This is a genomic window from Bradyrhizobium sp. C9 (genome assembly GCF_002532045.1).
Taxonomy (GTDB): Bacteria; Pseudomonadota; Alphaproteobacteria; order Rhizobiales; family Xanthobacteraceae; genus Bradyrhizobium.
The window spans coordinates 157,987-172,637 of sequence record NZ_NWTG01000017.1 but is presented as its reverse complement, the minus strand read 5'-3'; the positions used below and the strand labels follow the sequence as shown (position 1 = coordinate 172,637).

Genomic DNA, 14,651 nt, shown 5'->3' with positions numbered 1-14,651 from the left:
TCTCGCCCTACTTCGTCACCAACGCCGACAAGATGCGCGTTGAGATGGACGACGCCTACATCCTCATCAACGAGAAGAAGCTCTCCTCGCTGAACGAGCTGCTGCCGCTGCTCGAGGCCGTGGTGCAGACCGGCAAGCCGCTGGTCATCGTCGCCGAGGACGTCGAAGGCGAAGCCCTCGCCACCCTCGTCGTCAACCGCCTGCGTGGCGGCCTGAAGGTCGCGGCCGTCAAGGCTCCGGGCTTCGGCGATCGCCGCAAGGCCATGCTGCAGGACATCGCGATCCTGACCGGCGGCCAGGCCATCTCGGAAGACCTCGGCATCAAGCTCGAGAACGTCACGCTGCAGATGCTCGGTCGCGCCAAGAAGGTGATGATCGACAAGGAGAACACCACGATCGTCAACGGAAGTGGCAAGAAGGCCGACATCGACGCCCGCGTTGCCCAGATCAAGGCGCAGATCGAGGAGACCACCTCGGACTACGACCGTGAGAAGCTGCAGGAGCGTCTCGCCAAGCTCGCAGGCGGCGTCGCGGTGATCCGCGTCGGCGGCGCGACCGAGGTCGAGGTGAAGGAGCGCAAGGATCGCGTTGATGACGCGATGCACGCGACCCGCGCGGCTGTCGAGGAAGGCATCGTCCCGGGCGGCGGCGTCGCCCTGCTCCGGGCCTCCGAGCAGCTCAAGGGCCTGCGCACCAAGAACGACGACCAAAAGACCGGCGTCGAGATCGTGCGCAAGGCGCTGTCTTGGCCGGCTCGGCAGATCGCGATCAACGCCGGTGAAGATGGCTCGGTCGTGGTCGGTAAAGTCCTAGAGAAGGATCAGTACTCTTACGGCTACGACGCGCAGACCGGCGAGTACAGCAACCTTGTCTCCAAGGGCATCATTGACCCGACCAAGGTCGTGCGCATCGCAGTCCAGAACGCCTCCTCGGTGGCGGCGCTGCTGATCACGACGGAAGCGATGGTTGCCGAGCTGCCGAAGAAGATCGCGCCCGGTCCCGCGATGCCTCCGGGCGGCGGCATGGGCGGCATGGACTTCTGATCCCTCGCTTAAAGATTCGACAGGCAGAACCCTGGCAGCAATGCCGGGGTTTTCTTCGGCCAAGCTTGCACCAGGGAGCCATTGCTAGCCCGAAGTGGATTAGCGGTTGGCCCCGAGAACGCCAACGCCGAAGCCAGAAAGTCGTTTAATCAGCGGCGATCCGGCTCTGACCTAAGTTGGTAAGTCCGACTTTTCTCCCGACCCCTTGGTCTTCAAACGGATCGGCTTCCGACATGACGGTGGGTGAACCTGCAAGATATGCTGTAGAATTGCGCTGATCGAGCGCGAATTGAATTCACCGATCAACGAAGCATATCAATGACGTCCCATGAGCGATAATTATTGGATCCCTCATTCCGCGCATGATGCAGAAGCGATCGCACCTGCCTACCGCTCGACGGCGCCGATGACGAGCAGCTCCGCGGGCTATCAGGTTTTTTTCCGATCTCGCAGACCAAAGCGCCGAGGGTTAGGGGCCAACGGAGCCGCTGAGGAACGGTGCAGCTTAGGATTAAGATACCTAGGAAGCCTGGGTTCCTCGTTGAGATTCACACGTGTTATTTTCCGAAGCTCTATTCGTCCCTAACGATCACGCGTGTGGTAGGCGATCGCTTGCCGGCCCCTGAAAACGGTTTGGTGCTCTCGGTTGCGCCGATCGGTCCGGAAATGAAACGCGAGGCATTTACGACCGTTCGCTATTTTTTGTCGATCGCTCATTGTTTGTAGATCAAGCTAGCTTGTCAGCTACGGTTTTCATCGAACGACTTAGCGGCAATTTTCGCCGATGGTAGCCGTAGATCCGAACATCTTCGCGGATCTGCTCGCTAACCGAACGCACGACACGTTTCTTCCGCCAGTTCCTGTTGAGATCGATCGGAATGGAATTGCCTCGAGGAACGACGAGAAGGTCGTTCCGTTCGTTCAAGTAGACGTCGTACATGAAAGTCCTCGCTCAGGGCCAACATAGGCCGAAGCTCCGGCCTATTGGTGACTTGGGCGACACAGTCTGAAGAAAGCCGAAGAGGGCGCCTTGCTCTCGGAATGTCGAGGCTAGGAGGGACGATTTCTGCTTCATCTAGAAAGCAGGGACAAAGCCGAAAGAAACTCCGGATTGGGTCATCTTCCCGATCGCGCGCGTTGCAGGTCTGGGCTTGGCTCGTTGCAAGCTCATCGTTGCCTGATGGTGCCGGGCTATGCGACTAGTTCCGCTTTTCCGTGCTTGCTTTCTAGTGATCCGGCTGGCGTCGATGACCTCGTGTCTATTTTTTGGCTTCGTTGGCATTACTGACCGCTCATTTCAGGATGACTCATTTTTGAAATGAAGGAGGTTACATACATCATAACATTCCATGTCATTCAAGCGGAAGCCATACGACGATATGTGGTTCACCAGAAAGACCGGATCGAAAGCGAACGCCTGGAAACCGTTGGAGCAATCTAATCGAACATAGTCATCCGTGCGCGCCACCCCCTGAACGGTGATGCCACAAAGGTCATAGTATTCGTGGCGAGCCACCGTTGCCGTCTCGCTCGTCGAAAAGAGCGACAAAGCTAGATCAAAAGGCGATTTACAGACCAGCGACAGGAATTCCATCGGCGCATCCATCGTGCCAATAAAATTAAATGGCAGTATGCAGAGCACCTTTCCATCATATCGGCGCATTATCTCATCGATTAGCCGCGTTCTTTTGAAAAATTTTTTTGCCTCGCAGCGGATAACCGCTCCTCTCCTGCTCTTTAACCGACGAATACGAGGTGGATTTATTTCGATGCCAAGATAATCATTGTCATCGTTCTTGATGCCGATAAGGCGGTAGCCACTACAACCTACTTCTATGATTAGCTTGTAGTAGGTCGTGCACAGGAGATCGAGGTAAAACAGTCTCTCACGATGATGAAATTGACGCACCTCGGCAGTGAAGTAGCTGGGACGCATGAGACGTCCGCCTTCATCGCATAGGTAAATCGCTCGATTGACTTGCTGGGATCGGAGCGCGGAGGAGTTCACCGGTGCCTCATATCATCTCTTGCGGATGAGACGTAAAGCCTGCGGCATCGTCGTCCCATCGCCGTGGTCAATTCGTCGCTCAACATTTTCGCGGCTGACGCCATATCTGCGACAGTCTGCTCGGGGCAGATGAGGTCCACCACTGTCCCGGCCGGCGTCCAGCTCTCGGGCAGGTCAGTTACGTCGATGGTGATAAGGTCCATCGAAACAAAGCCGACGATAGGCGCACGACGACCATATATGAAGACATACCCTCGATTACCCAGATTACGTGGAAAGCCATCTGCATAACCAATCGCGGCGGTCGCGACCCGCATCCGCTTCTTTACTATGTAGGACCTGAAGTATCCAATCGCTTCCCCATGCTCGACTTTACGGCATTGAATAATTTGCGTTCGCAGATGAACAACTTGCATTGGCTTGAAATCTGGATCATCGGACGCCGCGAAGCCGAAAATTCCCCCCCCCGATCTCACGAGGTCAAAATGAAACTCACGCCCGGCGAACAATCCGGCCGAATTCGATAGAGAAAGAATCGCATTCGGGAACAAATGGGAAAGTCTACGAAACCGATTTAGCTGCTGGAGACAGATCTCGTTTCGCCACTCTGCACAGGCGAGCTGACTCATCAACAGCACGACAGGAAATTCAGATCGTCCGTTTCTATTTTCGGCGATTGTGTGCAACTCATCGGTGGAAAAACCCAATCGAGACAGGCCGGTGTCGACATGAACTCCTGCTGGCAGCGCGCGATTGCGAAGTCGGCAATGCCGAAGCCAGGCCTCCAATTGTTCCCTGCTGTTGAGAATCGGCAACAAATTGTGCTGCTCGGCCGCCGACTCCATACCCGGACTAGCGCCGTACAGCATATAGATCCTTGCCGATGATGGCAGCACATCGCGCAGGGCAATGCCCTCCTCCACATCGGCGACGAAAAAATGCGCACATCCGAGGGACGCCAGGAAGGGCGCTATACGTGTCGCGCCAAGACCGTAGGCATCGGCTTTGACAACGGCGCCGCAAGCGCTGCGAGGCGCAAGCGCCTGGCACTTTCGATAGTTGGATTCAATGGCGCTGAGATCAATAATCATGGTCGATCTCGACGTCTCACGAACGGCATCTGCAAGTTCGTAATAGGGATTGGCTTCGAGACCGATCGGCATATGTCTTTTCATCACGGTACGCCGAAGACTATCGATGGTGAGAATACAGCGATCCAATTGCCTCTTCCGCGCACGCCGGCCCAAAACGGAAACCGTTACCTGAACCACCGCCAATAACATACAGACCGGCGACATCTTGAGCTGGGCGAGAGAACGGGACACCATCGTCAGAATAGCAGTCGCAAAACACACGCGCTGATGCTACTGCGGGGATGTCAGGAGAAAACCATTTCGTCAGGATTGCGGTGGCGCGCGCGAGATCATCCGAACTAACGTGCAGCCCACCTGGGTCAGGCATCACATCCCATTCTTGCGAGGTGAAACTGAACAGCCAATACCCCTCCTCGATCATAGGAATCAGGAACGCATAGTCATCAAACAAGCCTACCATTGGACAGTTCGTAGTGGGGCGGGCCGCCAAGTGAAGCGCGACGACCTTTTTAACTCGCAACCGCGGCTCATTGGCGAGGTGCGCTCGCAACGGCGAGTCTGGCAGCCATGGACCAATTGCAAGAACGCCCCGTCTTGCCAGGAGTTCGCTATGATCAGAGCTCTCAAGAAGAAGATGGCTCGGTCTTTGCCGTATCCGTGCAATCGATGTGCGCTCCCGTATCGACGTCCCGATAGCCCCGAGCCTTTGGGCCAGGTCCTGAACAATTGAATTGACTGGACAGTAAGACCCCCGATCCAGCGCCACGACCATATCGCTGGGAATCAAAAACTGCGGCAGCGAGGAAAGTCTCTCCCTGAGTGCAAAAGAAGTCGATGGGACGGTGCTAACCACACAGCTCGTTCGCGTGAGTTCTTCCGGATCGCGCGTCAACCACAATACGTCGCAATCTCGACCGCCGGGCCGCCCATGAGGATAGATCTCTTGCCAAATCTTTGTACCACGATTGAGGAGGCTTCTTTCCTTTTCATTGCGACCGATGTTGATTTGGATTCCGGGGGCAAACCCACTGGCACCTGCCCCAACGGTCTCTCGATCGAAGATGACGATCCTATCCCCTGGCCGGCTGCTCGCTGCAATAAAGGCGGCACTCAGGCCCATGACGCCGGCGCCAATGACCGCTAGGTCGTAAATGCTGTCGGTCATCGAGCTCCCTCCCAGGCGATAGACAAAGCGCTCAGGACTTCGCTGCCGCGATTTTCCAAATAATGGGTTCGATGCGGCTGCAGAAACACCAGATCGCCTGCCTTGATAGCCAATTCTCCATCGTCGGTTATTACACGACCTTGCCCGCTCGTGATGCGCCAGATCTCGCAGGAAGAATGGGAATGAGGCGTCGACACAGCGAACGGATCCAGCTGGAATTCGATGAGCTCGACGGGACAAGGGGTCCCGGAATCACCGATTTCTTCAACGTGCTGCAAGACGACACCGGGGCTATAGACAGTCATGTCGCCCAGGGCCATCAACCGTGCATTCTTCATGGCATACTCCGAAAGACTATCCCGTGGTCGTGGCAGACTTGTTCGCCGGTCAGCAGGAGCCGTCGAAGCCAACGCTACTCCACTCGATGACGCCAGTTCCCGGCCCGCAATCGTAGGCTACGCGGCCGATGATCGAATTGAGGATTAGCGAAGCGCGCCAAGGGACCAGGCTTAGATTTGTATCAGCGATGCCATGCTGAAGGCGTGCGCCATTCTGGACGTACAAGCGGCACTTCCCGGGACCGTCAAAGCGAGCCAAGAACTCTTTGTCGACCACGATCTCTTGCGAGCCACCCGGGGCATTCAAGACCTTGAGCCGGCCTGCGATCGGCTCCAGAAACGATGGAATTTCGGTGCGGTAGCCTGTGGCTAAGACGACAATGTCTGCGACATGTTGTGAACAAGTGCCTGTCTTCCGCTGACGCAAATCCAAGCGAAAGGGAGACATGCCGCGCAAGTCCTCCGCCGTGGTGTCCACGTATATCTTTACGTGCGCCGGGTAGGACCGTCTATGAACCTCGCGGTCGTACAGCGCATTGTAGATTGCGCGCAGCGTCGAGCAGTTCACGCCATCGCTCGCCAACGATTGTCGCTCAAGAATTTGCTTCCGGGCGGCTTCACTCTGGTCAAAAAACCAATCACCATGCTGCGGAAAGAACCATTCATTGACGAAAGGACTGTCTTCGAGCGCGAATATGCTTGCGCGGCGCGTCACCCAGGTCAGGGTTCCCAATGGACCGCATGCACCACTGAGAAGATGAAGGAATATTTCAGCCCCGCTTTGGCCGCCACCTACGACCACGACACGCTTGCCGGAAAGCTCACGTCGCCGCAGGAGCAGGGTACTCCCGTGAAACACCTCATTTGGCGGCGCATTCCTGCCCCACTCAGGAACAGACGGTACCCTGCCCACGCCAAGCACAATCGTAGCGGTTTGGTAATTGCGGCAACTCGTTATGATATTAAAGGCCTCGCCGCGCAGTTCGACTGCGCTCACGTGCTCGCCGAATTGAATGTTCGCCAGCTTCGCCGCTGCCCAGCGCAAATAGTCCTCAAATTCATTACGAGTAACAGACGCCAGCCCCCGAACAATAGCTTGATAAAGTCGCTTCTTATCGTGCAAGTAGGCGAGGAAACTGTATGCACTCGTCGGATCAGCCGGTGTGACCAAGTCCTTTAGCGGGCTGGTTTGCATGACGGCACCTGCCAAAAGCAGGCCGGGATGCCACTTTACCTTCTCTGAGCTCTCAAGAACATTCAACGAAATGTCCAGAATCGGAGCCGCAAGCGCTGCCAGACTCAGATTAGCCGGCCCCGCACCGATCGCGATGACGTTATAGCTGTCGGCGTGCTTCAGCATCTCATGATCCCTACAAAGAGCCAGTCAATGTTCTCGGCTGCCCGAGAACACTTGAGTTGCAAGAAGGACTGCATTCGCGACCATAAGTACCATCATGGCTATCAGCAGATGATCGAAGCCGCCGACCCTCACGATTTGCCCTGCGATGTATGGAAATCCGAATAGGCCAATGAAGTAGGAGAGCGTGAAGACTTGAGAAGCAATAGCCAACGACGTCCCATCCGTGTCAGCAATGTACACGACCATACTGTTCAGGGTCGAATAGCTGAGACCGTATCCCAGCGCGAACATCATTGTTCCGATGATGTAGTTCGCCGTACTGCCTACGTTCACGAAGAGGATGAATAGCCCTGCGATAGTGCATATGCTGAGAACCGCGGCTACGCGTTCAAGGCGAAATCTTCCAATTATCGGCGCCACAGCAAACCGCATGAAGACGGCTGTCAGGGTGAACACCAGAAAGAATGTGTCGGCAGACTGCGATCGCGATGCAGCATAGAGCGTTTGGAATGTGAAAAGACCGGCGAAGACGCATGCCCCAAGCCCGATCATGATGATCGGATATCGCGTGTTTGATTTGAGGGCTTTTAGCACGCCTCCCACGTTGAGACGCATAGTTGGCAATTTGGTCTGAGGAGCTTGCGCCAGCCCCCTACCGGCGAACTCCAAGAACGTCGCGCCAACGAGACATGCAGCCGCAAATAGGGCGTACACCGCAATGTAGGATCCTGCAGTCACCGCGACGGTGCGCGCGAGAGGAGAAGCAAGCCCGATACCCAGCATTTGAGACCCGGAAAGCAAGGTCAGATACTTGATACGGGCTTCAGCCCGCACGTGACCCAGGACTTGAAGCGGCGCCAGCATATAGAAGCCGGACCACCCAATGCCGAGAAGAAGTCCTCCGACGTAAGCGAAGAGCGTTAAAGTTGACGCTAATGCGAAAGATATCATCGCGGCCGCCATCATCAATGCGGCTACGGTGATAGTTCGCATTAAGCCAAGTGAATCCGCGATCCGGCCGACCACTAGCGAACACAGTACCGTTGCGATCGTACCGGTCGAGATAACGGCTCCGGCGGTCGTGGCGCTTTGCTGAATTGACCGCAGAGCGTCCACGAGAGAGAAGCTCGAGCCATAGGATGCGGCCAAGCTGATACTACCAAGCATGAAAGGAATGGAGACTTCTAACGGCATTGCACCGGGCAGCTTCTCGGCAGGAACGATGTTTGCGACTGTCACGCTGCAATCCTTCCGGGAAGGCATCGTTCAATATCTGAAACCGCCAACCTGCGCCCATCGATCTTCGGTGCCGCGCCATTTCGGTGAGGTGAAGGCGTAGAAGCGCGTGCGGCAACTGGATGGCCGCTATGACCGAGCCAACGCCATAGAGCTTCTGTTATCTTGGGCATCAGCGGCCAAGCCAGTATACAGAGCCCCATAAGCCAGGCGTAGGCGGTCTTATGGTTCGGCGAGCCATCAAGATGATCAACCCATTCGATAAGGGGCCGCGACGATTGCGATACCCGCAGACGGTCGAGCGAAAGCGCGGCGCACTGCTTTTCGTAGAGTCGATCCAACGTAACCATCATCGCACCATCAACGTGACATCCAGCGAGAGAAGACATCGAGTTTAGGGACTCCGTGCAGCGGTCGATTGCCACAGATATCTTGTCGAGAACCGCGTTGTAACGATCGACCAAGCGCTCTGGCACCAAGTCAATCTCGGTTTCTTCCGGGCAGATTTCCGACAGGTACACTCTGAGGACGTCGACCGATATATTTGGAATTCGAGCGATTTCGCCTGCCCAGATCACGTGGCCGCGACTTGTGGAGAACTTCGAACCGTTCAGCCGAAGGAAGTGATTGAAAAAAATTCGATCAAATGGGCGGAACGAGTTCTGACCCAATGCGCATCCAGTAACGCCGACAAGCATCGGGATTGTGTTATCGATACCGGTACCGCCAATGAGGAACGCATTGGACTCGCGCGCAAAAGGATTGGGCTTGTGGGTGCCCTCCGTGTCCTTATAACCGCAATAGAGAGAATGAGCGTAGAGTAACGAGGAGTAGCTAAACAATATCTGCTGGCTGTTGAAATGTCGTGAATTCCAAGCCAGCCCGTGTAGTCCCGGTACGGTCAGCCGCATTTGCTGCCCTTTACGTGCGACGTACCCTTTCCCTATCTCCAGAAAGCTGGATTCGATGGCCGTATCGTCCCACGCCCGTAGAAGTCGGTCCTTTCCCGCAATTGAAAGGAATGCGGAGACGTTTTCCAACCATTCGACAATCCGCCCGCGCTTGGATAGTGGATTCAGCGCTTCCTCGGGCTCAAAATGATGTCCACACTGTTCGCAGAAGAAGCTCCCCGCAGATGCCAGGCAAACCGGACAGGTTGCACCAAACCAGCCTCCAATGCAGAAACGCTCTTCTGGTCTGGCAGTAGAATCCGCGTCGTCCACTGGTAAGCGACCCGCGAGGAAACGAAGCGAGCCCGCTGCAGATAAGGCGCCCATCAGCGCGTTGCCGACCTTCGAAAAGCGCTGCAGATTGCTGCCATACGCTGGATCATCGAAATGATCGAAAACGACACCGACGGAGGCGAGATCTTCAACAATTCTGATATGGAAGCCATGTGCCAAGGCGGACGGGTCAACGTTCTCAAGAGCCGCTCGGACCAGGACATGGTTCTCGAAACCGTCAGTCGTCAGTCCAGAACGGACATGATGCCCCGCCCGCTTCAGGTGCTTCTGTACAACATCCATTCTGAGATATGGCCCAGCGGCATGGCCCAGATGCGCTCTGCCATTGGCTGTCAAGTTGACGGGAGATATATACACATCAACGGGATGCGTATTCGCTTCATTTATCCGCGGGACCGCTGGACTTTTTTTCATAGCTTCACAATGACTTCTATGAACACATATCTGGAAGCATCCAAACAGGTGCCAGACATCGCCGCTGGGACACGAAGGCGTATGCGACTTATGGGGTTATGGACGCAGTCCGATTGCGTATCTCAAATTGGTCTCCATACGTCGAAGACCTGTAGCGTTCTGTTTGAGATTTTAGAGTAGACGACGCTGTTTCGCGGGATACTCGATGTATCGCTCTACCTCAGCTCGCAACATAGGTAACCTCCTGACCAACCGCTGCTTGGAAGCGATCAGTTCTGACGCCGTGAACGAAGCAAACGGCGCGCCAACCGAAAATGCTTGATTCTGGGGCTTGTCACGCCTGCGTTTCGTCAACTTTCCTACATTGGTCACGAATCTCACAAGTGGGCCGGTAAAGCCGGATGAGAAGGAAGAGGAGTTTCCATTTTTTTCGCGACCGTTACCGCAGCTGCAGCCAGCTGGTGATGCCGACGACTTGGCGCGTCGACCGGTCCGGAGCGCAGAATTTTGTTTGAATTCACACGAGTCGTACGATTCACGCGGACAACCGCAGATCGATAGCACGCCGGCGATAGCGGCTATTGAGACGCCGCGACGCTCCCGCATTGACAGTCGTCGGCCGGAATTTGACGTACGAGGCGTGAGTCTCAGGCCATCTATGGCTTCTCAAAACGAATGCGTCTTCAACCAGAGGCCGAGGTGACCTGACAGTTCCTGCCGAAGATGTCGACGGGTCGGAAAACAACACTTCACGGCCTGCCGAAGCAAGATCTCGATGATGATGCTCGCCAGACGCTGAGAATAGACGTATTGACGCGGCAGATGATTTAGGGTGGTTTTGGATGGGTTCGTTCGCAAGCTGGTATTCAACACGTGAAGCAGCGTTCACGGACAATCCAGACCGCGGGACAGCCGCGCCCGCGCCAGCAATGACTTTGTCTCGACAGGCTCCGTACATTCCGGCCGAATTCGTAATTATAGCGCCCGCACGCAAAGAATGCACGAGTTCTCACTTTTGGCCTTCAATCAAGCGAACCTCTAAGATCCAGGCCGCGGCGAGCTCCATTTCAACTCGTTTGCGCATGCTGAAGCAGCAGATTCGCAGTCCACAGCTGCTTGCTTTTAAACTGACGTGGCTGCTGTTGGTCTCCATCGTCTTCCCGCCGCGAAAGGCCGGTGAACACGGCAAGGTTGGTTAAAAGCTCCGAACCCTCAGCCCCACCCTTTGTGTGACGACCGTCGATATCTCATGTCGGTTCGGGGGCTTCCTGTAACGCTCGGCGAGACTTTTGAATACCTCATCCATCTGATCCGACCGAACAGTAAACTCCCCATAATTTGGGTCGAAGAGGGTCGTCATTGCATTCGATGTCGACGTTGCCATTGTGTGTTTGCCACCTGCGGCGAAACGCAAGCCGATCAAATAGATCGACGGATCGGCGGTGACTTTGTCCACTATCCGGGCAATGCGCGAAGATGAGCCAAACCTATATCGCGTCTCTTCGTTGGACGGCCGCAAATCCGCTTCACGCAGCGTTGCGCTTCTTGCCTGAAGGTTGTGAGAACCGGCCGCCCCATCGTTTCGCAACGAAGTTTTGATTCTTTCATATCGCCGCTGCCGCGCCGCCGCCGAAACATGGTTTTGGGTGCCCGGGTGCAGAGCGCTCATTCGGGATGAGGGGCTGCTGTGGAGATTGAGTAGCCACTCCACTACCAAACCAACGCAGATACCGTTGACATTGGCCTCAGGCAATTCCGCGGTCCTGTAATCGAACAGATCACGGATCGGCCGAGCCGGAGAGGATCGACTGGATTCGGAGGACAGGGAGGATGTGCTTGGGTCGGAGGGGCCTGGACTGTAAATACTTGCGTCTGAGGTATCTGGCTTGCTGCAGCAGTTCCCCATTTGGTCGGGCGACTCGCCATCTGACAGGCCCTCCTGTCGCGCGCATTCCGCAAGTGCTTGCGCAAAGCTGCCACTGTCCACCGACTGAGCCGATTCATCAGCCCGATTGGAGCCAATGGATTGTCCGCTCACTCGACTATACATGATAGCTCGCCTGTCTCATCAGTGCACGTTTCCTCAGAGCGAGTGCGGGATGCTCATGCTCTGCCTCTGAAGGATACTGCCGCAAGCTGACGACTAGCTGTCGAGCCGACAATTTTGGAACCGTTATCGATCCATGTCTCCCTATTGCAGGCACACCGTTTTGATCGCCAGCTCTGTTCCAGGCGGGTGGCTGGGGCTGACGAGCACATGGCTCCACTTGAAGCGGTTCCATCCATCGATACAACTTCCGTTTTTGCTCCCCCCGATCAACGCGCCTTTCCACAAGCACTGGCTTGAACGCCGCCAAAACCTAATTCCAATCCCATCATGCTGCCCACAATGAAAGCAGCCGCGGTGATGCATATGAGGCAAATCTTGCCGATTCAGTACACTTTAATGACCACCTGTGCGGCAGCCGGATTTCCGGCTGCCCTCCGGCACGTTGCAACTGGCAGAAAAGCCCGACATGTCCGGCAATCGTGCTGCCTTCCGGCGGCGCAGAACCGACGTTTCTGCGCTAACCAAGCGCCCGCTTCTGCGCGGACATTGTTGATGCAACTCGTCATGCTGTCGCACTCATCCGCGCAAACAACATTGCCGCGTCGGACGGCCTTAGCCCAACAATGCCTACGAAGCTCGGCGGTGGCATCGGGATGTCTCGATCAGTGGGTCTCCATAGATGCAGGCAATACCGGCTGTTATTCACATATTGCGAAAGAGGCGGATGCAATTGCATCACGCACTCCTCTTCATCCCAAAACAGGTCTTTTACGAAGCACATCTCTTCCCAGTTTGGACAACGCCGCGCCGTCGAGACAGCGACGTGCTCCCAGCTAGGACGAACTAATCCACTGATCTTGAGTTCACACCCGCAGGGTCCCTGCACAAGAAACAGGCCGCAAGGGCCTGATCCAGGAACGCTGGCGAACTGGCCGTATTTTACCCGGCCGGCCTCAAGCTTCTCTATGATCTGCGCTCGCACGTCCCCTCCTTTGCCTCGCGGATTGCTTTGAAGTCGACGTAGATGACGTTGTCTGGCAACTGATCAACCGGCGCCAGCTCGGTCCTCACCCCGGCGTTCCAAAACCACTCTTCAGCGAACCATCTGCTGAGAAATACGCCGATGTCCATCATCACTTGCTCTCCTAATTCTTGGTTTTCGAACGCTCACATCGTGTTTGAGGACACGACGAACACGCTCATTGCCCCCTTGATTGCGAGGCTGCGCACGATCCGCTCGATACGAATCGGCAAGTTACACCCATGGTTGACCCGATGGGCGGACCCGATGGACAATTCCGTCGCCACGTCGAGTCTCGCGAGGGCCATGTCGCTCATTTATGCTGGCTAGCCTGGCCTCTCATCGCCGAACAGCGCCGGCCTTCAGGCAGGTCCGCCCTTGAGCCTTGGCACGTCCAAACAGATATCATTGCCCTATCCGTGCAGATCAGCCGGTGATCTGATTGAGCATATGAAATGGACCGAGGCCGATCATGGCCCATCAAATCATCGCCGATGAACCGATCGTCATCCCGGCAACTTCATATGATCGCATGTGATACCTGCTTGTAGATTCCATTCTGGCTCGAAACCCGCGCGCTCCCGCCGCTATGACTCGAAGAGGACGGCGCGTCGGTCCGCGCTGTCATGTGGGTACTCGATAGGTCGCAGCGCACGTTTCTCGCGGTCTGAAACAGTGCCAATGCGTCATCTATGTGACCATGGTCAGGCTGCAAGAGCGCAAACTCGAACTAGCTCGCATCGAAGCCGCAGCTGAGCCAACATGTCATTGAGTGAGCTGACAACATCTTATCATTTTTCTTCCCTCTCAGGGCTCTTCGTCAGCTAGCGGTCAGGGAAGGAGACTAGGCCTAGCGTACTGCCTCAGACTCAATCGCGATTAACGGCGATCTTTCGGACCGCATTGTCGCTGACGACGCACCTCCTGGCGTTGGCATTCAGACATCGGTGTCGCGAATTCGACTAAGGGCAGCTAGACAATGGCGCTGAACTGGACAAGTTGCATTTTTCTTTTGTCAAAGCGGCGCCGGTACATCTCCGTTCGTGGCATGCTGATTGCTGCGGTCAGGAAAACGAAGCAAACAGGACGGGCCATATCCGGTCTCGTCAATCGACGACGGGCTATTTGTGCTGTCCGGAACGCTGAAGCGCCGAGCAGGCCGGCAATTCGCGGGGTTTTCGTCTGAGCGACGATACGGACGGAATTCTGACACTCGAGCCTTGAAGGAAGATCGCGAAACTCATGAGTGATACGAGACAACCAAACGCGAGCCCGCTTCCGTGGGCCAGCGCATCGTGGGATGAATGATGCACTGGCGCACACCAAAGCACCCCATGATCAAGCATTATGGCGGTGATTGCGGATCTTGGCCGACGCAAACGAAATGGAACCTGTGGCCACTGCTTGGGTTGCTCCTAAACGCGCTGCTCTGGGCCAGTATTTGCTGGCTCGTCGCAGCGCTCCTATGAGCGATACAGAATCGACGACGATGTCTCGACAAATAGTGCGGCACACGAGCGCTTCTCGACCACTCGTATGCCGCGACTGTTCCGATCGAATCGTGCCGAGGATCAAGCAGGCAACCGCCAGTCTGGCAGTGGAGATCTCTTCCTTCTTGGTCCAAGTCAACACTTGGCGGACTACCTAGACACGACGTGCGGCTCTCTCGCGACGCAAA

13 protein-coding genes are annotated in these 14,651 nt (G+C 55.8%); 1 reads left to right on the top strand and 12 read right to left on the bottom strand.

Annotated elements, in window-relative coordinates; translation table 11 throughout:
* On the top strand, nt 1-1,043 hold a 1,043-nt coding region (gene groEL / locus CO675_RS28070), incomplete at its 5' end, for a chaperonin GroEL (RefSeq protein ID WP_143279158.1).
* 727 nt (nt 1,044-1,770) lie between these two features.
* Here groEL and CO675_RS28065 read toward each other — a convergent pair.
* The 12 genes from CO675_RS28065 to CO675_RS40705 form a co-directional block, all read right to left on the bottom strand.
* Nucleotides 1,771-1,983, bottom strand: a complete 213-nt coding sequence (locus CO675_RS28065) for a hypothetical protein (RefSeq protein ID WP_097675044.1) — start codon at nt 1,981-1,983, stop codon at nt 1,771-1,773.
* 357 nt (nt 1,984-2,340) lie between these two features.
* Nucleotides 2,341-2,979, bottom strand: coding sequence for a hypothetical protein (locus CO675_RS28060; protein ID WP_097675043.1), 639 nt, complete (start codon nt 2,977-2,979; stop codon nt 2,341-2,343).
* Between the two features lie 68 nt (nt 2,980-3,047).
* On the bottom strand, nt 3,048-4,214 hold the full coding sequence (gene alr, locus CO675_RS28055) for an alanine racemase (RefSeq protein ID WP_097675042.1): 1,167 nt from the start codon (nt 4,212-4,214) through the stop codon (nt 3,048-3,050).
* Between the two features lie 28 nt (nt 4,215-4,242).
* On the bottom strand, nt 4,243-5,310 hold the full coding sequence (locus tag CO675_RS28050; RefSeq protein ID WP_097675041.1) for an NAD(P)/FAD-dependent oxidoreductase: 1,068 nt from the start codon (nt 5,308-5,310) through the stop codon (nt 4,243-4,245).
* On the bottom strand, nt 5,307-5,648 hold the full coding sequence (locus CO675_RS28045) for a cupin domain-containing protein (RefSeq protein ID WP_097675040.1): 342 nt from the start codon (nt 5,646-5,648) through the stop codon (nt 5,307-5,309). Before CO675_RS28045 ends, CO675_RS28050 begins: the two co-directional genes overlap by 4 nt.
* Before the next feature lie 49 nt (nt 5,649-5,697).
* Nucleotides 5,698-7,008, bottom strand: coding sequence for a lysine N(6)-hydroxylase/L-ornithine N(5)-oxygenase family protein (locus CO675_RS28040; RefSeq protein WP_097675039.1), 1,311 nt, complete (start codon nt 7,006-7,008; stop codon nt 5,698-5,700).
* 24 nt (nt 7,009-7,032) lie between these two features.
* Nucleotides 7,033-8,247, bottom strand: coding sequence for an MFS transporter (locus CO675_RS28035; RefSeq protein WP_245452961.1), 1,215 nt, complete (start codon nt 8,245-8,247; stop codon nt 7,033-7,035).
* Nucleotides 8,244-9,902: a class I tRNA ligase family protein gene (locus CO675_RS28030; RefSeq protein WP_097675037.1), complete on the bottom strand. Its 1,659-nt coding sequence runs from the start codon at nt 9,900-9,902 to the stop codon at nt 8,244-8,246. Before CO675_RS28030 ends, CO675_RS28035 begins: the two co-directional genes overlap by 4 nt.
* A 1,195-nt stretch (nt 9,903-11,097) precedes the next feature.
* Entirely contained in the window at nt 11,098-11,808 is a 711-nt protein-coding gene (locus CO675_RS28025) for a YopT-type cysteine protease domain-containing protein (RefSeq protein ID WP_283808129.1), read from the bottom strand.
* 706 nt (nt 11,809-12,514) lie between these two features.
* The gene (locus tag CO675_RS42040) at nt 12,515-12,838 is read right to left on the bottom strand and encodes a DUF7694 domain-containing protein (RefSeq protein WP_502693416.1); all 324 of its coding nucleotides are present in this window, start codon (nt 12,836-12,838) and stop codon (nt 12,515-12,517) included.
* Nucleotides 12,839-12,915: 77 nt separating this feature from the next.
* Complete coding sequence (locus CO675_RS41130) at nt 12,916-13,086, bottom strand: hypothetical protein (RefSeq protein WP_198964769.1); 171 nt, start codon at nt 13,084-13,086, stop codon at nt 12,916-12,918.
* A gap of 33 nt (nt 13,087-13,119) precedes the next feature.
* Nucleotides 13,120-13,290, bottom strand: coding sequence for a hypothetical protein (locus tag CO675_RS40705; RefSeq protein WP_158231319.1), 171 nt, complete (start codon nt 13,288-13,290; stop codon nt 13,120-13,122).
* Between the last annotated feature and the right edge of the window lie 1,361 nt (nt 13,291-14,651).